The 19,278-nt window shown below is 58.1% G+C and carries 18 protein-coding genes and 7 tRNA genes; 24 read left to right on the forward strand and 1 reads right to left on the reverse strand.

From position 1 onward, the window contains the following. Positions 1-414: 414 nt before the first annotated feature. From ndk to RBR25_RS15625, 11 genes are all read left to right on the forward strand, one after another. Positions 415-828 carry a nucleoside-diphosphate kinase gene (gene ndk, locus RBR25_RS15575; protein ID WP_432820479.1) on the forward strand — a complete coding sequence of 138 codons (414 nt, stop codon included), beginning with the start codon at positions 415-417 and terminating at the stop codon, positions 826-828. A gap of 96 nt (positions 829-924) precedes the next feature. Beyond that, positions 925-2,007, forward strand: coding sequence for a 23S rRNA (adenine(2503)-C(2))-methyltransferase RlmN (gene rlmN, locus RBR25_RS15580; RefSeq protein ID WP_432820480.1), 1,083 nt, complete (start codon positions 925-927; stop codon positions 2,005-2,007). A 38-nt stretch (positions 2,008-2,045) separates the two neighbouring features. Further along, positions 2,046-2,909 (forward strand): S-methyl-5'-thioadenosine phosphorylase, encoded by an 864-nt coding sequence (mtnP, locus tag RBR25_RS15585; protein ID WP_432820481.1) that lies wholly within the window; start codon positions 2,046-2,048, stop codon positions 2,907-2,909. A gap of 86 nt (positions 2,910-2,995) precedes the next feature. Continuing rightward, positions 2,996-3,907, forward strand: coding sequence for a PfkB family carbohydrate kinase (locus RBR25_RS15590; protein WP_432820482.1), 912 nt, complete (start codon positions 2,996-2,998; stop codon positions 3,905-3,907). A 15-nt stretch (positions 3,908-3,922) separates the two neighbouring features. Further along, positions 3,923-4,369: a hypothetical protein gene (locus tag RBR25_RS15595; RefSeq protein ID WP_432820483.1), complete on the forward strand. Its 447-nt coding sequence runs from the start codon at positions 3,923-3,925 to the stop codon at positions 4,367-4,369. Positions 4,370-4,411: 42 nt separating this feature from the next. Continuing rightward, positions 4,412-5,161, forward strand: a complete 750-nt coding sequence (locus RBR25_RS15600; RefSeq protein WP_432820484.1) for a tetratricopeptide repeat protein — start codon at positions 4,412-4,414, stop codon at positions 5,159-5,161. A gap of 3 nt (positions 5,162-5,164) precedes the next feature. Then, positions 5,165-5,986, forward strand: coding sequence for a helix-turn-helix domain-containing protein (locus tag RBR25_RS15605; RefSeq protein ID WP_432820485.1), 822 nt, complete (start codon positions 5,165-5,167; stop codon positions 5,984-5,986). A 2-nt stretch (positions 5,987-5,988) separates the two neighbouring features. Further along, positions 5,989-6,513 carry a response regulator gene (locus tag RBR25_RS15610; protein WP_432820486.1) on the forward strand — a complete coding sequence of 175 codons (525 nt, stop codon included), beginning with the start codon at positions 5,989-5,991 and terminating at the stop codon, positions 6,511-6,513. 2 nt (positions 6,514-6,515) lie between these two features. Continuing rightward, the gene (locus RBR25_RS15615; protein ID WP_432820487.1) at positions 6,516-7,328 is read left to right on the forward strand and encodes a purine-nucleoside phosphorylase; all 813 of its coding nucleotides are present in this window, start codon (positions 6,516-6,518) and stop codon (positions 7,326-7,328) included. A gap of 151 nt (positions 7,329-7,479) precedes the next feature. After that, positions 7,480-7,866, forward strand: coding sequence for a response regulator (locus RBR25_RS15620; RefSeq protein WP_432820488.1), 387 nt, complete (start codon positions 7,480-7,482; stop codon positions 7,864-7,866). A 190-nt stretch (positions 7,867-8,056) separates the two neighbouring features. Next, positions 8,057-8,503: a universal stress protein gene (locus RBR25_RS15625; RefSeq protein WP_432820489.1), complete on the forward strand. Its 447-nt coding sequence runs from the start codon at positions 8,057-8,059 to the stop codon at positions 8,501-8,503. A gap of 94 nt (positions 8,504-8,597) precedes the next feature. On the opposite strand, the gene RBR25_RS15630 is transcribed toward RBR25_RS15625, so the two are convergent. Continuing rightward, entirely contained in the window at positions 8,598-11,555 is a 2,958-nt protein-coding gene (locus RBR25_RS15630) for an insulinase family protein (protein ID WP_432820490.1), read from the reverse strand. Here RBR25_RS15630 and RBR25_RS15635 point away from each other — a divergent pair. The 13 genes from RBR25_RS15635 to RBR25_RS15695 all read left to right on the forward strand — a co-directional run bounded on the left by RBR25_RS15635 (position 11,554) and on the right by RBR25_RS15695 (position 19,118). Then, on the forward strand, positions 11,554-11,814 hold the full coding sequence (locus tag RBR25_RS15635) for a hypothetical protein (protein WP_432820491.1): 261 nt from the start codon (positions 11,554-11,556) through the stop codon (positions 11,812-11,814). The two genes, RBR25_RS15630 and RBR25_RS15635, sit on opposite strands and share 2 nt — an antisense overlap. 220 nt (positions 11,815-12,034) lie before the next feature. After that, positions 12,035-12,111: transfer RNA gene (locus RBR25_RS15640), tRNA-Pro, on the forward strand. Between the two features lie 3 nt (positions 12,112-12,114). Beyond that, a tRNA-Arg gene (locus RBR25_RS15645) sits at positions 12,115-12,191 on the forward strand. A gap of 76 nt (positions 12,192-12,267) precedes the next feature. Beyond that, positions 12,268-12,343, forward strand: a tRNA-His gene (locus RBR25_RS15650). A gap of 156 nt (positions 12,344-12,499) precedes the next feature. Further along, positions 12,500-12,582 (forward strand) — tRNA-Leu (locus RBR25_RS15655). A 115-nt stretch (positions 12,583-12,697) separates the two neighbouring features. Further along, positions 12,698-14,020, forward strand: a complete 1,323-nt coding sequence (gene tig / locus RBR25_RS15660) for a trigger factor (RefSeq protein WP_432820492.1) — start codon at positions 12,698-12,700, stop codon at positions 14,018-14,020. Between the two features lie 4 nt (positions 14,021-14,024). Next, a complete protein-coding gene (clpP, locus tag RBR25_RS15665; protein WP_432820493.1) occupies positions 14,025-14,609 on the forward strand; it encodes an ATP-dependent Clp endopeptidase proteolytic subunit ClpP in 585 nt (194 codons plus the stop codon). Between the two features lie 21 nt (positions 14,610-14,630). Further along, complete coding sequence (gene clpX, locus RBR25_RS15670) at positions 14,631-15,881, forward strand: ATP-dependent Clp protease ATP-binding subunit ClpX (protein WP_432820494.1); 1,251 nt, start codon at positions 14,631-14,633, stop codon at positions 15,879-15,881. A gap of 70 nt (positions 15,882-15,951) precedes the next feature. Continuing rightward, complete coding sequence (lon, locus tag RBR25_RS15675; RefSeq protein WP_432820495.1) at positions 15,952-18,372, forward strand: endopeptidase La; 2,421 nt, start codon at positions 15,952-15,954, stop codon at positions 18,370-18,372. Positions 18,373-18,474: 102 nt separating this feature from the next. Then, positions 18,475-18,747, forward strand: coding sequence for an HU family DNA-binding protein (locus tag RBR25_RS15680; RefSeq protein ID WP_432820496.1), 273 nt, complete (start codon positions 18,475-18,477; stop codon positions 18,745-18,747). Positions 18,748-18,830: 83 nt separating this feature from the next. Further along, positions 18,831-18,907: transfer RNA gene (locus RBR25_RS15685), tRNA-Asp, on the forward strand. Between the two features lie 15 nt (positions 18,908-18,922). Continuing rightward, positions 18,923-18,998: transfer RNA gene (locus RBR25_RS15690), tRNA-Val, on the forward strand. A gap of 43 nt (positions 18,999-19,041) precedes the next feature. Then, a tRNA-Asp gene (locus RBR25_RS15695) sits at positions 19,042-19,118 on the forward strand. Positions 19,119-19,278 lie beyond the last annotated feature (160 nt).

Here is a 19,278-nt window from a genome sequence, read left to right on the forward strand (position 1 = left end):
TCCCTCGCAAGGCATTGGAATTGTTGAGGAATATACCATAGATTACGTCCCGGCGCAAGAAAAAAATTGCAAATAATCTAATGATTTAAACTATTTGTCGGATCTTCTCTTTTTGCGGTGGCATCAATGATGCCGGCGTCGCAAAAACTCGCCAACTGCTGCGTTGCCGCCATCGCCTCGCGGCTTCGACGTACATATACATAAGTACGCCTCATTGCTCGTCCCTGGCGCGCCTTGCATTTGGCGCTTTTTGCTTAGTCAGACAACGGCATGCTTGCTGTGCAAGTATCCATGATGAGGGGACCGGGAGGGACGGGGATTTCCGTTGATTTTCTTGACTTTCCCTTTGCGGGATGCTAAAAGACGCGACGCTTTCGCGAGTTAAAAACATTCCGTCATTTAAGGAGTTGCCCCATGGAAAGAACGTTCGCTATCATCAAGCCCGATGCCTTCGCCGCTGGTCACGCCGGCAAGATTCTCGCCCGTATCTACGCTGAAGGATTCAAGGTCGTCGGTCTGAAAAAACTCTACATGAGCAAGGTGGAAGCCGAGGGCTTTTACTATGTGCACAAAGAGCGCCCCTTCTTCGGTGAACTCACCGACTTCATGAGCAGCGGTCCCTGTGTGGTCATGGTTCTCGAAGCTGCCGGCGCCATCAAGAAGTGGCGCGACCTGATGGGCGCCACCAATCCCGCCGATGCCGCCGCGGGCACCCTGCGCAAGGAATTCGGCACCTCCATCGGCGAAAACGCTACCCACGGTTCCGACGCCTCAGAAACTGCCGCCTTCGAAATCCCCTACTTCTTCTCCGGGCTGGAGCTGCTGTAATCCCTTTACGGACCAGATTAACCTTGTGAAAAGACGACCCTTCGGCTATGATCCGAAGGGTTTTTTCATGTAAAATCAGCGAAGAACGACGTTTTTATGAGCTCCGGAAGTTTGATCGATCTAAAAAATCTGACCCTCGAAGAGTTATCCGCCTTGCTTGCCGAGCGGGGGCAAAAACCCTTTCGCGCCAAGCAGATCATGCGCTGGATCTATGGGCGGGGCGTGACTTCTTTTGCCGAGATGACCGACCTGGCCAAGGATTTCCGTAAAGATCTGGCGAATTGGGCGACCATCTCCGACTGGAGTCCCGAACTGGTCGAAGAAAGCCGGGACGGGACGAAGAAATACCTCTTCCGGCTGGCTGACGGCCAGACCGTTGAGACGGTGCGCATTCCCATGGAGAACGAGCGGGCAACCTTGTGTCTTTCGACCCAGGTCGGTTGCGCCATGAAATGTTCCTTCTGCCTGACCGGCACGTTTGGCTTGGTACGTGATCTGGAGCCGGGGGAGATCGTCAATCAGGTGTGCGCGGCGCTGAAGGACGGGCCGGTACAGAATCTGGTGCTGATGGGCATGGGCGAACCCCTGGACAATCTCGATAATGTGATCAAGGCGTTGCAGATTTTTTATCTGGAAGAGGGGTTGAACTTTGGAGTACGCAAGGTCACCTTGTCGACTTCCGGGCTGGTGCCGCAGATGCGCGAGCTGGGCGAGCGCATCCGGGTCAATCTGGCGGTTTCCCTCAACGCTACCACCGATGCGGTACGCGACGAGCTGATGCCGATCAATCGCCGCTACCCTCTGAAAGAGCTGATGGCGGCTTGTCGTGACTTCCCCCTGCAACCCCGGCAGCGCATCACCTTCGAATATATTCTGATCCGTGATGTGAATGATTCCCTGCAGGACGCCAAGCGTCTGGTGACGCTGCTCCACGGCATCAAGGCCAAGGTCAATCTCATCCCCTACAACGAGCATGAAGGCTCGTCATTCCGGGCGCCGACCACCGAAGCGATCGAGGCCTTTCAGACCTATTTGCTCAGCCGCAATATCATCGCCATCCGCCGTGCCAGCAAGGGGCAGGATATTTCGGCGGCCTGCGGCCAGCTCAAGGGCAAGCTGGAAAAGTCCCGGAAGGGCTTGCCGGCAGCGGCGGACGAGTCGGCCGGGCAGGGCGATTAAAGCTATTTTTTCATAGGGTACGGGAGGAACGTCAGAACATGTCTCAACCGGTTATCGGCGTCATCGGCGGCAGCGGTCTTTACGAAATCGAACAACTTACCGACATTCGCGAGGTGGTTCTCGATACCCCCTTCGGTGCGCCCTCCGACGCCTATGTGACGGGGATGCTGGATGGGGTGAAGATGGTCTTTCTCCCCCGCCACGGACGGGGCCACCGGCTGCTCCCCTCCGAGGTCAACTATCGGGCCAATATCCACGGGATGAAACAGCTTGGGGTCGAACGCATCATTTCCGTTTCGGCGGTGGGGAGCATGAAGGAGGAGATCGTTCCCGGGCACATCGTCATTCCCGACCAGTTTTTCGACCGTACCCAGGGCAAGCGGGCCTCGACCTTTTTCGGTGAGGGGGTGGTCGGACATGTGCAGTTTGCCGATCCGGTCTGCGCCAACCTCGCGGGGGTGCTCTATGACTCCGCGGTCGCCGCCGGCGCCGTCGCCCACAAGGGAGGAACCTACATCTGCATCGAGGGGCCGAACTTCTCCACCCGTGCCGAGTCCAACATCTATCGGAGTTGGGGCGTCGACGTCATCGGCATGACCAATATTCCCGAAGCGCGCCTGGCCCGCGAGGCGGAAATCTGCTACGCTACTGTCGCTCTGGCCACCGATTACGATTGCTGGCACGCTGAACACGAGGATGTCTCCATCGAAGCGGTCTTGGCGATCATTCAGCGCAACGTGGCGACCGCCCGCGACATCATCCGTCGCGCGGCGCGACAACTGACGACTCCTCGGGACTGTGGCTGCGGCGAAGCGCTCAAATACGCAATCATGACCCAGCGCGAACGGATTCCCGAGGCGACCCGAAACAAGCTTGAGCTGCTGATCGGGCGTTATCTGTAATCCCTTTTCCCGTGCCTGCTTGCGGCGGCGCGGGTCCGGGGGTAAAGTTCTTGGCACTCTTTATTCACAGGAAGGTTGATTGAGATATGAGTCTGTTGGTGGTGGGTTCGGTGGCATTCGATTCGGTGGCGACGCCGTTTGGGCAGGTCGAGGACGTTCTCGGCGGCAGCGGTACCTTCTTCAGCACGGCGGCGAGCTTTTTCACCGAGGTCCAGCTGGTGGCCGTGGTTGGCGAGGATTTTCCCGAGGAACACCGGCGTTTTCTCGCATCCCGCGAAATCGACCTGCGCGGCCTGCGTACCGCGCCGGGGCGGACCTTCCGCTGGAAGGGGCGCTACGGCTTCGATCTCAACGAGGCGCAGACCCTCGATACCCAGCTCAATGTCTTTGAAACCTTCCGGCCCGAGCTGCCCGCCGGCTACGAGGACGCCGAATATGTCTTCCTCGCCAACATCGACCCCGAATTGCAGATGGAAGTGCTCAAACAGGTGAAACGGCCCCGGCTGGTCGCCTGCGACACCATGAACTTCTGGATCTCCGGGAAACGGGAGGCGCTGCTCAAAACCCTGCGGCACGTCGATCTGCTGGTGATCAATGAAGGGGAAACCCGCCAACTCGCCGGCGAGGCCAATCTGGTCAAGGCGGCCCGGACGATTTTGGCCATGGGGCCAAAAACCCTGGTGGTCAAACGCGGGGAATACGGGGTGATCATGTTTACCGAACACAGCATCTTCACCGCCCCGGCCTATCCCCTGGAGACCGTCTTCGATCCCACCGGGGCCGGCGACACCTTCGCTGGGGGTTTTATGGGTTATCTCGCCTCGACCTGCAATCTGGCCGATGCCAATATCCGCCAGGCGATTATTTACGGTTCGATCATGGCCTCGTTCAACGTCGAGAATTTCAGTCTGAATCGCTTGAAAACCCTCGACATCGCCCAGGTCCATGAGCGCTTCCGGCAGTTTCGGTTGCTCACGGACTTTTCCGCGGAAGCCTGATTCGGAGTCGGAGCCATGTTCCAGTGGGATCGCAACACTGTACGTCTGGCTCTTCCCGCTGAACGGGTGCTGCGCCTGCATCGTTCCCTGGGAGAAATCCAGGTTGCCCTGCCGGGACTTCCGGCGCAACAGGCCGAAGCCTTTGTCTGCGTCTATGCCGCCACCCAGGGGGTGCGGGTCGCCGTCATCTTCCATCTTCGTGAAAGTCGCCGGCTCGCCTTTTACCGGGACGATCCGGTGGACGGCTCTCCCCTGAAGGTCGAGGAGCAGCGCCTCGCCGGCTTGCGTTTCGCCGAATCCCTGGGCTTTCTCTTTGATGATACGGAAATCCACCTGCTGGCCGGCGAAGAGCGGCAGCGCTTGTGGTTTTCCCTGCCGCTCTTCGCCGGCGGTCTGGTCGATGGGGCGACCGGATGGGAAGGGGCGGTAGCGGCCCTTGGCCGTCTCTTGGCGACCCTTTGACCTTTTACCGGAACGTGGTTTGCGAACCACCGGGAGGTATGCGTGCTGAAACCGTTGTTCATTCTGCTTTTGACCGGAGTCCTGGCCCTTGGCGCCGGTTGCGGTTCCACGGAAAAGAAGCCCCCCAAGGGGGAGTCCCACTATATGCTCGGTCTTTCCCATTTTCGCCAGCAACAGCTGACTCCGGCCCTGAAGGAATTTCTTCAGGCGGTTGAGGCGAATCCCCAGAATGCCGACTATCACAACGCCCTGGCCTTGGCTTACCAGTTCAAAAAAGCCTATCCCGACGCCGAGAAACACTACCTGAAGGCCCTGCAGCTAGGGGGAAATTCGCCGGAACATCAGAACAATCTTGCCGCCCTTTATCTCGACATGCAGCGCTGGGACGATGCCGTCAAATACTTCCGCCTGGCGACTTCCAATCTGCTCTTTGGCCAGCCGGAACGTGCCCATACGGGAATCGGATTCGCCTATATGCAGAAACGGGAATATCTCGATGCGGTAGGCGCCTTTCAGGAAGCGCTCAAGGATAACCCCAATTTTGCTCTGGCCCATTTTCGCCTGGGTGAGACCTATCACGAACTGAATAAATGGGATCTGGCGGTCGCTTCTTTGCAAAAGGCCGCCGAACTGGCTCCCGCCGTGGCCGAGATCCACTACAGGCTGGGACTTGCCCAGATGAAGAATGGGCAGAAGTCCGAAGCGCTCGCGTCCTTCAACGAAGTTCTGCGGCTGGATCCGGCTTCGGATGAAGCCCATTTATCCAAAAGCTACATCGAAGTGTTGAGATAGACCATGACCGATTCCGAACGTCTCAGTGTCGGCTCCCGGCTTCGGTTGCGCCGGGAAGAACTAGGATTGTCCCTAGCCGATCTGGCGGACAAAACCCGGGTGCGCCTCTCTTTTTTGCAATCTCTCGAAGAGGATCGCTTTGACGCGTTTCCCGGCGAAGCCTACCTCTTCGGTTTCCTGAAGAGCTATGCCGAGGCCCTGGGTCTTTCTCCGGAGGCGTTGACGGAAGAGCTCCGTGCCCAGATTGGCAAGGGCTCCGGTTTCAGCGAAATCCCTCCTCTGGTCAACGATCCCTTTCTCATTCAGTCGTCCCGGCCGCGTCTGTGGCTGCGACGCTCGACCCTTTCCGCTCTTGCGGTGCTGGCGCTGGCGGGCATAGCCTTTTTCGCCTGGCGTTACGGACCCTGGACTCCGCCCTACGCCGAGTTCCGGCAGCCGTCGCCGGTCGAGGAAGTTGTGCCTCCGGTTCCCATTCCTGAAGAACCAGCCGCGCTCCCGACCGAAAGCTCGGAGACCGCCGCGCCGGTTGAGGAACCGCCGGCGGCCGCCGTGGGAACATCCCCCGAAAGCCTCCCGGCTGCCGGTGGGGTGCTGCGGGTCGAGACCCGGGAACAGGTTGCCCTGGAAATCCGGATCGATGAACAGCCGCCGCGTCAATATACCCTGGCCGGGGGCAGCAGTATCAGTTGGAGTGCCGCCAAATCCCTGCGGTTGCGGGTCGATCGCCCCGATGCTCTCGCCCTCTGGCTTGATGAACAGCCGCTTGACCTGCGTGGCCGAAGCGAACTCTTGCTGCGAGGCGATGTCGGCGAACCGGAGGAATAACGATGCGCATTGCCTGTCCGAATTGTCAGGCCAGTTACCGTTTCGATCCGACTCGCGCCGGCAGCCGGACGCCGCGGATCAAATGCCCCGGCTGCGGTCATGTCTTTCGCTTGGAACTGGCGGCCGGGGAGGGCAATGCCGCTGCGCCGACCGTTTCCCGGAAAAAATGCCTGATCGTCGATGACTCCCGCTTTTTCCAGGAACTGACGGGGGATATTCTCAAGACGCTGGAAGTGGAGTTTCTCTTCGCCGGCGACGGCGAGGAGGCGATGCGCATCATCCGTGAAGTGCGACCGGATCTGGTGCTGCTCGACCTCAACCTGCCCGGGAAGAACGGCTATGAACTGATCCGTGAGGTACGTGCGGATCAGGCTTTGCGCCAAGTGCGACTGCTCGCCATGAGCGGTGTCTTTCGCAAGAGCGAGGAGATCGGCGAGGTCTATCGGGGTGGGGCCGACGATTTTATCAGCAAATCTTTCAAGCCTGAGCAGTTGCTGGAACGGGTGAAGAAACTGCTGGAGGATTGATCATGGCCTGGGAAGAGGAGAAGGGTGCCGAGATCCTTGCCCAGCGTCTCGGCGGGGAGGTCTTCGATCTGGCGGTGGTTCTCGGCTCGGGCTGGGGGGTGCTGGCGGATCAGGCCGAGTCCGCGGTCTTTGTGGATTATCGGGAAATCCCGGGATTTTCCCATGTGCGCGTTGAAGGGCATGCCGGGCGGTTGGTGGCGGGACGTTTCCAGGGCTGGAAAGTTCTCTTTTTCCAGGGGCGCTACCATCTTTATCAAGGTTTCGATGCCCGTCAGGTGGCCCTGCCGGTGCGCCTCGCCGCTGCTCTTGGTTGTCGGCGCCTGCTCTTGACCAACGCCGTCGGCGGCATCAATCCGGCCTTTCAGGTCGGCGATTTCATGTATCTGGAAGATCATCTCAACCTGCTCGGGGACAACCCCCTGCGCGGCGAACCGCTCCACCCCTTTGTCGATCTGTGCGGGCTTTATCGGCAAGAATTCTATCTTCCCCTGCGTGAGCAGCTGCAGGATAAGGGCATCACCCTGCATCGCGGCGTGCTCGCGGCAATGCCCGGTCCTTCCTACGAAACCCCTGCGGAAATCCATATGCTGCACCGGCTAGGCGCCGATGTGGTCTCCATGTCCACGGTTCCGGAGGCGATCATGGGCCGCTATCTCGGCATGGAGGTCGTCGCTCTGAGTCTGATCGCCAATCTCGCCGCCGGACTTTCCCCCACCCCCCTCTCCCACGACGAGGTACTGCGCGCCGGTAGCGACGGCGCTCGGCGCCTGCTCGATCTGGGTTACGGGCTGATGAGCCTCTGGCAAGAGTCCTGAGGTTTTTCCGCCACCCGTTTTTCTCCCCTCGCCTGACCCCGTCAAATCAGCAAAAATTCAATCATTATCCCGTCTTCCACAAAGAGTCGCGAGCTTGACAGGCGTTGCGCCTGTGGTACGTTTTAAGTCAATTTACAAAAGGAGAACCCGCGTGGGGGCAGGACGAGAAAAAATACTCATTGTCGACGACGAGGAAAATGCCCGGATCGGGCTGACCAAACTTCTGGCCCAGGAAGGCTACGAGGTGGACAGTGTCGCCGACGGTTGCGAGGCTCTGGAGTATCTGCGCGGCAAACGGGTAAATCTGGTGATCAGCGATATCAAAATGCCGCGCATGAACGGCCTGGTCTTTCTGCAGGAACTCAGCCGCCGCCACCCGAGCATCTATGTGATCATGATCACCGCCTACGGTGAGGTCGAATCCTATCTTGAAGCCATGAATCTCGGTGCTTTCGAGTACCTGCACAAGCCGATCAAACTTGATGTTCTCAAGGCGGTGATGAACAAGCTGTTCGAGCGGGGGGCTCATCTCTGCTGACCGGCTGATGAAAAACACCCGTCTGCGGCATTGCCCTCATCTGCATTGCTGCGACGTATCTTTCAGGTATGTTTTACTTCTGACGATTTTGGGAGCCTTGCTTCCGGTTATTTTTGATCAGCCGTACCGAACGGGAGTTTCCAGCTATCGCTTAACGCCTTTACGGCCAACCTTCAAGGAGTGCCTGAACATGAAAGACTTCAAAACCATCCTCTTCGCCCTCGATTTTTCCCAGAGTTCCGATTACGCTTTTCAGTACGCCCTGTCCCTGGCCCGGAAATATCAGGCGCGCTTGCTCATCGTCCATGTCATCAACGAACCGGTGGACTTGCGCGGTTTTTATGTGCCGCATATCTCCTTCGAGAAACTTGAGCAGGAAATCGAGGAGGGGGCCAGGAAGATGATGGATAAATTCTGCCGCGACCAGCTTGGTGACTACGGCAGCTATGAAACCTTCCTGCTGCCGGGCATTCCCTATGACGAAATCATCAAGAAGGCCGAGGAACAGTCCGCCGACCTGATCATCATGGGCACCCACGGCCGTACCGGTCTCGACCATGTCCTTTTCGGCAGCACCGCCGAGAAGGTGGTCCGCAAATCCACCATCCCGGTCATGACGATCCACTACGCTGAGTAGAAACACCCTTCCTTTTCCGTTGAAACGACAATCCCCCTCGTGAATCCGGTGTCACGAGGGGGATTGTCGTTTTATCCGGTTTCGAGGCTGGGGGTCAGATCGTTTCGATGTGCAGAAACTTCGCGCCAAGTTCCTCGCCGGCCTGGCGCAGGGTCGCTTCTCCGGCAATGATTCCGACAGCACTGAGGCGCTTCTCTTTGGAGAGGTAGCGGACGGCGGTCCGGCACAGGGCTTCCCGATCGACGGCCAAGATCCGGCGGCGCAGAAGGTTGCGCATCTCCAGGGTCAGCCCCTGCTCGATGTTGGCGAATTCCTGGCTTCCCCGGCTTCCCGGCGAGAGCGGACGGTCGAGGTCGGCGAAGATGGAGAGAATTCCCTCTTTGATCTGTTCGTCGTCGAAGCGACCGGCAACAGCCCAGTCCACGGCCTCGTCGTAAACCCGCAAGGTGCGGGTCAGATGCGGATCCCGATAGGAAAGGAAGGCAAAAATGCCGCTTTCGCTGCCGTAGTTGGCCAAACCGCCATAGGCTCCTCCTTTTTCACGGATTTCCCGATGGAGATAACTGGCGCGCAACAGTTTAGCCAAAACCATCAGGGTCGCGCTGTCCGGATGGCTGTAGGGCACGGCGCGGAAGACGCGGCTGACGTAGTTTACCGGAACGGAGGTCGCCCAACCGATGTTTCGGACATGGGGGGAGAAGTCGCACGGAGTTTGGGGGGACGGTGCTTTCCCCATCGGCAACTGTGTCAGGAACCCTTCCAGATAGGGAGAGATCGCGGCGAAATGCCCTTGCTCGCCGGTGACCGCGCAGGAAAGGCGCCGCCGGCAGAGGAGCTGTTTGGCCATCTTCGCCATGCTTTCGGCGAAGCCGGCCAGTTCCCCGGGTGTTTTCCCGGCCAGTTCCTTGACCAGCAGGATTTGCTCCAGTCCATTCCAGGCTTCGCGCAGACGTCCTGCGGGGGTCAGCCCGCCGGCTGCGGAACGGGCGGCATAGCTGTGCCCGGAGCCGGGTATGGAGTTCTCCAACGACGTCCGGACCTGGTTAAGCACCGTGTGCAGGCGTTTGAGGTCGGAGAAGTCGGGGGCGCGGCAGAGGTCGCCGAGGATGGTAAAGAGCTTTTCCTGGTTGCGGATCAACGCTTTGCCTTTGAGGGCGAGAAGGTTGCGGCTCGCTGCCAGGCTTTCGGGGGCGTCGAGAATGGTGGCGCGGGCCTGAATGCCGCCGGTTGCCGCTTCCATGCGCTCGGCCATTTCCGCATAGCTGTAGCCGGCGGCGCCGATTTGCCCGAGCAGGGTGCAGAAGACCGGAACCAAAGCCAGGTGCTCTTCGCACAGGCCGCTGATATCGAAGTGCAGGGTGATGTAGCCGATACCGTTAGTCGGCTGGTCGAACCAGTAAACGGGGCGCTCGGCGACCGTGGATTGACTGTAAACGACAGGGTCTTCCGTTTCCGGGATGTCGCTGAGTTCCAGGGTCGGCAGGCAGGAAAGGTCTTCCTCTGCTTCTTGGGCCTCGCGCAGTTCCCGAGCCTGCCGACGGATTTCCTCGACCTTGTCCGCATCGAGTCCGGCGCGAAGCGCTTCGAGACGGGCGGCGATTTCCTGATCCTGGCGGGCCTGCAATTCATCATCGGGGCGCAAGGTCAGGGTGACGCGATGGGGATTGTCAAGCAGGTAGCGGCGGATCAGATCCTGGAAATAGGGGCCTTCGGCGATCTTTTGCCGCAGCTGACCGAGGAGCTCGTCGAACCGCAGGGCCTCGACGGGATTGCCGCCGTGAATCCAGGGACCGATCAGGCGCATCAGCAACACCAGAGGATAGGGATGCTGGTCCCCCGTGACCTCGCGGATGGAGAATTCCAGGCGGTGGAGGACGCCTTCGATTCGTTCGGTACTGAATCCGGTACGGGCCGACTCTTCGAGGGTGGCGAGGATCAGCGTCTCGACGGCGGCGCTTTTTCCCGGATCGATGCCCTGCAGGCCGACGGCAAAGTAGGTGGTGCGGTTGTCGTCCTGGTAGCCGCTGCCCGGAGCCAAATTGGCCCCCAATCCCGAGTCGAGCAGGGCGCGGTAGAGAGGGGCGCCGGAATTGCCGAGAAGCAAACTGGCGAGGAGGGACAGACCGAGCCGGTCAAGGCGGTCGTTGATGTCGCAAGTCAACCAGGCCACCTGCGTTAGGGCGCGTTTTTCCAAGGGGCTGCCGGGATCGACGGGAAAGACTTCCTCAATCCGCCGGGGGCTGGTCAGGTGAATCTCCGGTGGAACCTCGCCGGCGACAGGCCGCCGCGCGAATGCGGAAAGGGCATCTCGGTTGATGATTTCTAGGACCGGTTCTAGGTCGAGGTTGCCGTAAGTGAAGATATAGGCATTGCCGGGGTGATAGTGGCCGGCATGGAACTGCCGGAGTTGTTCCCAGGTAAGTTCCGGAATCTTCGCCGGATCCCCCCCTGAGTTGTGGCGGTAGGTGGTGGTTGGATAGAGAGCTGATGCCAGGCGTCGGCAGAGCAGGGACGACGGGTCGGACATGGCCCCTTTCATCTCGTTGTAGACGACCCCCTTGTATTCGAGGGGGGAGCGGGAATCCTCGGGATCGGTGAATTCCAGGCGATGACCTTCCTGATGGAAATCCCGTTCACTGAGCAGAGGGAAAAAGGCGGCATCGAGGTAGATGGAAAGCAGATTGAAAAAGTCCTTGCGATTCTGGCTGGCGAAGGGATAGAGGGTCCAGTCGCCGGCGGTCAAGGCGTTCATGAAGGTATTGAGGCTGCGCTTGAGCATGGCGAAGAAGGGATCACGCACGGGAAAGCGCCGAGAGCCGCAGAGCACGGTATGTTCAAGAATATGCGCTACGCCTGTGGAGTCCTCGGGGGGGGTGCGAAAACCGACGGCAAAGAGGCAGTTCGGGTCGTTGGCGGCGAGATGCACGATGTGCGCCCCGCTTTGGTCGTGACGCAGTTCAATAAAGCGAAGATTGATTTCCGGAAGGTCGGTCGCTCCGGTGACGGTAAATCCATGTTTCCGGAAACCGGCGGTCCAGCGGTTATCTTTCATGAGTCGTCCTTTGGCGGTTGAGGTATTAAAATGGCAGTTTAGCGCACCTGGGCGTCTCTGTCAGGATGAAAAAGGCGCGCAATCCCCTGCGGCTCTATTTTTGAAAACTTCCCGGCCGTTGTCGCCCTCGGCGGAAGACCTGATCGGCGCATGTTTTCAAGGGTTTATGCGCTTGTCAACAGTAGCTGTGGATAAAGCTTTGGAAATCGTCTGCGAAAGAGGGGAAAGTGCCCTTGGATCAATGCAAATAACAATTTGAACATTTTTTGTGCAGATGCAATGGTCTCGTTATTTCGGATAGTTACTTTTTTTAGGGATTCCTGATCGGGCGAATCTCGACACGGCTTGTCTCGGTCGGCAAGAAGGCCGACCGGCGCTGAACTTGTGGATATGTGACCGTTAACAATCCTTTTTTTGCCGAAAAGGTTCTTTTTCTGGTTGCAAAAGAGAGGGCGCCATGCTAAACAACTCGTCCTTGTCGGAGCGTAGCGCAGCCTGGTAGCGCACCTGCCTTGGGAGCAGGGGGTCGGAGGTTCGAATCCTCTCGCTCCGACCACGGGCGCCAGTAGCTCAGCTGGATAGAGCAACGGCCTTCTAAGCCGTGGGTCGGGGGTTCGAGCCCTCCCTGGCGCGCCATTCATCGACTCCGGGAGCCTGGAAGATTCCCGTTGACAAGGGTACCCCTCTTGGCTAGTATGTGACCTCTTTTATGGTGGGTGTAGCTCAGTCGGTAGAGCACTGGATTGTGGCTCCAGTTGTCGAGGGTTCGATCCCCTTCACTCACCCCATTGATTATTCTGGCCCACCTTTTTTACCGTATCAGTGAATGTGACGAGGATGGTCACAGGTGCGTCGGCAAAAGGATGGGCCTTTCGTCATTTGACGTTTCCGGTGTCCGCCTTTTGCGGTGCCGGCAATGATTTTTGTGCGATCCTCGTCTTGATGCGAGAGTGGCGGAATTGGCAGACGCACTGGACTTAGGATCCAGCGGGCAACCGTGGGGGTTCGACTCCCCCCTCTCGCACCATCCCTGTTCCCTTCCGTTCGACCGGATTCCATTCACCGCTCCGCGGAGATGTCAGCCGCGGTGATTTTTTTTCTGGTTATTCTATTCATCCCCCAGTTCCGCGAGGTAAACACCCATGAACGTCACTCTGGAAGATATCAGCAGCATCAAGAAGAAGCTCTCTTTCGAAGTTCCCGCCGCGATGGTTGACGCCGAGATTGAAAAGGCTTATCAGAAGATTGCCAAGACCGCGAAGATCAAGGGCTTTCGCCCCGGCAAGGCGCCTCGTTCGGTGATTGAAAAATATTATGCGCCGCAGATGGAGGAGCAGGCCTTAGGGCGGCTGATCAACGATTCCTACTTCAAAGCGCTGGTGGAGCACAAGGTTCCGGCCATTTCCGATCCGGAGATCGTGGAGAGCTCGGTTCTGCAGAAGGGGCAGGCTTTTACGTATCAGGCCCATGTCGAGATCAAGCCGGAGATTACCGTCAAGGACTACACCGGGATCGCCCTGCAGAAAGAGAAGTTTCTGGCCGATCTGTCCGTAGTCGACGCTCGCCTCGAAGAGATGCGCATGGGCCGCGTTTCCCAGCGTGTTGTCGAGCGGGAGCAGGCCCAAGACGGCGACGAGGTGCTGATCGACTTCGAAGGCTTTGTCGACGGCGTGCCTTTCGCCGGAGGCAAGGCCGAGAAGCATCAGTTGGAACTGGGCTCCGGAACTTTCATCCCCGGCTTCGAGGAGCAGCTCGAAGGGATGCGGCGGGGGGAAGAACGGGAAATCGCCGTGACTTTCCCCGAGGAATACGGGAACAAGGAGCTGGCCGGCAAACCAGCGACTTTTAAGGTCAAGCTTCATGAGATTCAGGAAAAGATCATGCCGGAGCTGGACGACGAATTCGCCAAAGGTTTCGGGCTGGAATCCCTTCAGGAACTGCGCGAAAAGCTGGAGGAGAATCATCGTCTGCAAGAGCAGAACCGCATCGACGGGGATCTGCGCGAGCGGCTCATTGCTGCGCTGATCGCCCGCAATCCCATGGAAGTGCCCGAGACGATGGTCTCAGCACAACTCGACTACATGCTGGGGAATATCCGCAATCGTCTCAAGAACCAGGGACTCAGCCTGGAAATGATGGGGATGAACGAGGAGTCCTTCAAGCAGATGTATCGCGACAGCGCGGTCGATCAAGTCAAGGGCAGCCTGATTCTCGAAGCCGTGGCTCGGCAGGAGAAGATCACCGCCGAATCTGAGGATCTCGACGACAAGCTCGAAGAGATCGCCAAGATGTCCGGTGCGTCCATCGATTCAGTCAAGAAGTATTACGGCAGCGAGGAAGCTCGCCGTGGCCTGATGGCGCAGATCACCGAAGAAAAGGTGATGCGCTTCCTGCTCGGTCAGTCGGTCGTGGAGGAGGTTTCCAAAGAAGAACTGGCCGCCCGCTCCGGCCAGGACGAGGAGTAAGGCCATGAGTCTGATTCCCATGGTGGTCGAGCAGACGGGTCGGGGGGAGCGCGCCTACGACATCTATTCCCGGCTGCTTAAGGATCGCATCATTTTTCTGGGGGGGGCCATCGAGGATCACATGGCCAATCTCATTATCGCCCAGTTGCTCTTCCTCGAATCAGAAGATCCGGATAAGGATATTCATTTATATATCAATTCCCCCGGCGGGGTGGTGACGGCCGGCATGGCGATCTACGACACCATGCAGTATCTCAAGGCTCCGGTTTCGACCATCTGCGTCGGGCAGGCGGCGAGCATGGGCGCAGTTCTGCTCTGTGCCGGCGCCAAGGGCAAGCGTTACGCCCTGCCCCATGCCCGGGTCATGATTCATCAGCCTCTCGGCGGATTTCAGGGGCAGGCCACGGATATCAAGATCCACGCCGAGGAAATTCTCAAGATCCGCGATACCTTGAACGGCGTTCTCGCCCACCATACCGGCCAGCCTCTGGAGAGGATCGCGGTCGATACCGAGCGGGATTTTTTCATGGGTAGCGAAACCGCGAAAAATTATGGTATTATCGACGATATTGTAAAGCGAAAAACCTGACTTACAGCTTGGAGGAAATGAGTGAGCCGAGACGACACCCAAACCGGACAATTGACCTGTTCTTTTTGCGGCAAGACGCAGGAAGAGGTGAAGAAGTTGATTGCCGGCCCGGCGGTTTACATCTGTGACGAATGCATCGAGTTGTGCAAGGACATCATTGCCGAGGAGGCCAAGCTCGAGGATTCGTCCCACGGAGGGACCGGGCATTTGCCCAAGCCGTCGGAGATCAAGGATGCCCTCGACGATTTTGTGGTCGGTCAGGAGCGTGCCAAAAAGGTTCTTGCCGTAGCGGTTTACAATCACTACAAGCGGGTGGAGTTTGCCGGCAAGACCGGGGATGTCGAAGTTCAGAAGAGCAACATCCTGCTTCTTGGTCCGACCGGTAGCGGTAAAACCCTGCTGGCACAGACACTGGCACGTATTCTCAATGTCCCCTTCGCCATTGCCGACGCTACCAATCTGACCGAGGCCGGTTATGTCGGCGAGGATGTCGAGAACATCATCCTGAGCCTGCTACAAGCCGCCGATTACGATATCGAGAAGGCGCAAAAGGGGATCATCTATATCGACGAAGTCGACAAGATCGCCCGCAAGTCCGATTCTCCGTCCATCACCCGCGATGTTTCCGGCGAGGGGGTGCAGCAGGCCCTGCTCAAAATCATCGAGGGGACGATGGCCAGCGTGCCTCCCAAGGGTGGGCGCAAGCATCCGCAGCAGGAATTTCTCAAAGTCGATACCACCAACATCCTTTTTATCTGCGGTGGCGCTTTCGCCGGCCTGGAAGAGATCATCGCGCGGCGCAGTGGGACCAAGGGGATGGGTTTTGGCGCCGACATCCGTCAGAAAAAGGAACAGCGCCTAGGGGAAACCCTGTCCCAGGTCGAGCCGGTGGACCTGCTCAAATATGGCCTGATTCCCGAATTCATCGGCCGTTTGCCAGTGGTGGCAACGCTCAATGAACTGGACGAAGAGGCGCTGATCCAGATTCTCAAGGAACCCAAGAACGCTCTGGTGAAGCAATACCAGAAGCTCTTCGAACTGGAAAAGGTCAACCTTAAATTCACCGATGGCGCATTGGTGGCGATTGCCCGCGAAGCTCTCAAGCGCAAGACCGGGGCCCGGGGGTTGCGCTCCATTCTGGAAAATTCCATGCTCGACGTGATGTATGACATTCCCTCCCAGGATCGGGTCAAGGAAGTCGTTGTCAACGACGACGTGATTCTCAAGCAGGCTCGACCGATCGTTCTTTACGATTGCGCCGAATCCGCCTGACGTCCTCCAGGCCTTCGCCCTTGGGCGAAGGCTTTTTCTTCTCTTTTCCGGCAGGAAACTACTGGGATTCATGACCGATTATTCCGATCAGCATGTCCAGGGCCAAGCCCAGGATTCGATAGTTCATCCTCTGTTGCCGTTGCGCGACATCGTCATCTTCCCTTATATGGTGACCCCGCTCTTTGTCGGCCGCCCCCGCTCCATTCGTGCCTTGGAAGGAGCGATGGAGGCGGACAAACTGATCTTTTTGGCGACGCAGAAAGACCCCAAGACGGACGAGCCGACGGAGCGGGATCTTTACGAAATCGGTACGGTCGGCCAGGTCATCCAGTTGCTCAAGTTGCCCGACGGGACGGTCAAGGTGTTGATCGAAGGGAAATACCGCGCCCGGATGCGCTCTTTTTTTGACCGTGACGAGTGCGTTTTCGCCGAAATAGAGACCCTCGTCGACCCGCCTGTGACCTCTCCGGAAGTCGAGGCCCTGTTACGCAGTGTCGGCGAAACTTTTGAGACCTATGTCAATCTCGGCAAGAAGATCCCCGCTGAGATGGTCGCATCGGTTGCGGGCATAAGTGATCCGGGGCGCCTGGCTGACACTATCGGCGCCCATCTGAATGTACGGATCAGCGACAAGCAGGAAATCCTCTCCCGCCTCGATCCCTTGGAGCGTCTGGAGCATCTGCTGGCGATGATGGAGCGGGAGGTGGAGATTCTGCAGATCGAGAAAAAGATCCGCACCCGCGTCAAAAGCCAGATGGAACGCAGCCAGAAAGAATACTATCTCAACGAACAGATGCGGGCGATCCAGAAGGAACTCGGCGAAAAGGATGAGTTCAAGCAGGAAATCCGCGACCTCGAAGAGAAGATCCAGAAGCGGCGGATGTCTCAGGAAGCCAGCGCCAAGGCCATGGCCGAACTGCGTAAGTTGAAGATGATGTCGTCGATGTCCGCCGAAGCGACGGTCGTCCGCAATTATATCGACTGGCTGGTGTCGCTCCCCTGGAAGAAGGGAACCAAGGACCGGATTGATCTCGACCGGGCCGAGGCGGTTCTGGAAGCGGACCATCACGGGCTGGAAAAAGTCAAGGAGCGGATTCTCGAATACCTGGCAGTGCAGGCCCTGGTCAAGAAGATCAAAGGGCCGATCCTCTGCCTGGTGGGCCCCCCGGGAGTGGGTAAAACCTCTTTGGGACGTTCGGTGGCGCGGGCGATGGGGCGCAAGTTCGTACGTATGTCCCTGGGGGGGATGCGGGATGAGGCCGAAATCCGTGGTCACCGCCGTACCTACATCGGTGCCATGCCCGGAAAGGTTATTCAGGGGTTGCGCAAGGTTGGTGTGAGAAACCCGGTCTTCCTGCTCGACGAGATCGACAAGATGAGCACCGACTTCCGGGGGGATCCGTCCTCGGCCCTACTGGAGGTGCTTGATCCCGAACAGAACAATGCCTTTGGCGATCACTTTCTCGATGTCGACTACGATCTTTCCAGTGTTCTTTTCCTGGCCACAGCCAACTCCCTGCATTCCATCCCCCGGCCCCTGCAGGACCGGATGGAAATCATCCGCATCGAAGGCTACACCGAGGAGGAGAAGCTCGCCATCGCCCAACGTTACCTGTTGCCGAAGCAGTTGGAAACCCACGGTCTGCTGCCCGAGCAGGTGCATTTCACCGAGCCGACCTTCTACGAGATCATCCGCCGCTATACCCGGGAATCGGGGGTTCGTAGCCTGGAGCGGGAAATCGCTACCGTTTGCCGAAAGATCGCCCGGGAACTGGTGAAATCCAGGGACAAAAAGAAGAAATTCACGGTGGGCGTTCCCCAGATCAAGAAATATCTGGGGGTTCCCCGCTACTCCTACGGCGTGAAGGAGGACGAGAACCGGGTGGGGATGGTCACCGGCCTGGCCTGGACTGAAGTGGGGGGAGAGCTACTGACCATCGAAACCGCGATCCTGCCCGGACAGGGCAAGCTGACGGTCACCGGCCAGTTGGGGGAAGTGATGCGCGAATCCTCCCAGGCGGCGATGAGCTATGTGCGTTCCCGGTGGCGGGAGCTGGCGCTGGAGAAGGATTTCTATCACAAGCTGGATATCCACATCCATGTGCCAGAAGGGGCGATTCCCAAAGATGGCCCTTCGGCCGGAATCACTATGGCGACGGCCCTGGCGTCGGCGCTCACCAGCCGGGAGGTCGACCGCAATCTGGCGATGACCGGTGAGATCACCCTCCGCGGTCGGGTGTTGGCCATTGGTGGGCTCAAGGAGAAGCTGCTGGCGGCAAGACGGGCAGGGATCTCCAAGATTCTCATCCCGGCGGAAAACGAAAAAAATCTTGAGGAAGTTCCTGCGGTAATACTCAAGTCGCTGACGATCGTTCCGGTTTCGCACATGGACCAAGTGTTGGAAGAAGCCCTTGGGCTTTCCCTGCCCTTGCCGTCTCTCGCCGAGGCTGGCGAGTATGGCGCGGAATCCGATGAAACCGTGCGTCATTAGCTGTTTTTAGCAAAATATTAGCTTGACACTCTTTTTGTAAGTTTGATATAAATGCCTTCGTTTTGAAGGGCTTATTCCATTTCTAATAACTGGAGGTATGTTGTGACAAAAACCGACCTTGTCAATGCGATGGCAGAGAAAGCAGGACTAAGCAAGACGGATGCCGAGAAAGCCCTTAGGTCGTTTGTCGATGCTGTCACTGATGCTCTTAAGGCCGGTGAGAAAGTTGCCTTGGTTGGTTTTGGTACCTTCAGTGTGGGTGAGCGCGCGGCTCGTACCGGTCAGAACCCCCAGACCGGCAAGAAGATCGAAATCGCCGCCGCCAAAACTCCGAAATTCAAGGCTGGTAAGGCCCTGAAAGACGCGGTGAACTAATTTTAGCATTTGACCTCAAGTAGGAAACAAGCGACTCGGATTCTTCCGAACCTTAACCCGGGTATTGTTTCCTGTTTTTTTGCGGGGCTGTAGTAGAGTCGGTTACAACGCCGGCCTGTCACGCCGGAGGTCGCGGGTTCGAGTCCCGTCAGCCCCGCCATTTTATGAAGACGAAGGGCGAATAGCTCAGCTGGGAGAGCATCGGCCTTACAAGCCGAGGGTCACAGGTTCGATCCCTGTTTCGCCCACCAACTACGCAAATGACGAAGAGGTGTGTAAGGTAAATAAAAATAAGGGGCTGTAGTAGAGTCGGTTACAACGCCGGCCTGTCACGCCGGAGGTCGCGGGTTCGAGTCCCGTCAGCCCCGCCATATTAGAAAAAGGGGTGGTTCCTTGGGGACCACCCCTTTTTTGTTTGGTGCGCCAGGCATGGCGCGTGGTGCGTAAGCACCAGATGATTGATCGTGGTGGTCAATCGTTGACTTGGAGGTGAAAGTCCTCTACGGACCCTGATGACGGGAACCGTTAGCT

Source organism: Trichloromonas sp., assembly GCF_034006665.1.
Lineage (GTDB): Bacteria > Desulfobacterota > Desulfuromonadia > Desulfuromonadales > Trichloromonadaceae > Trichloromonas.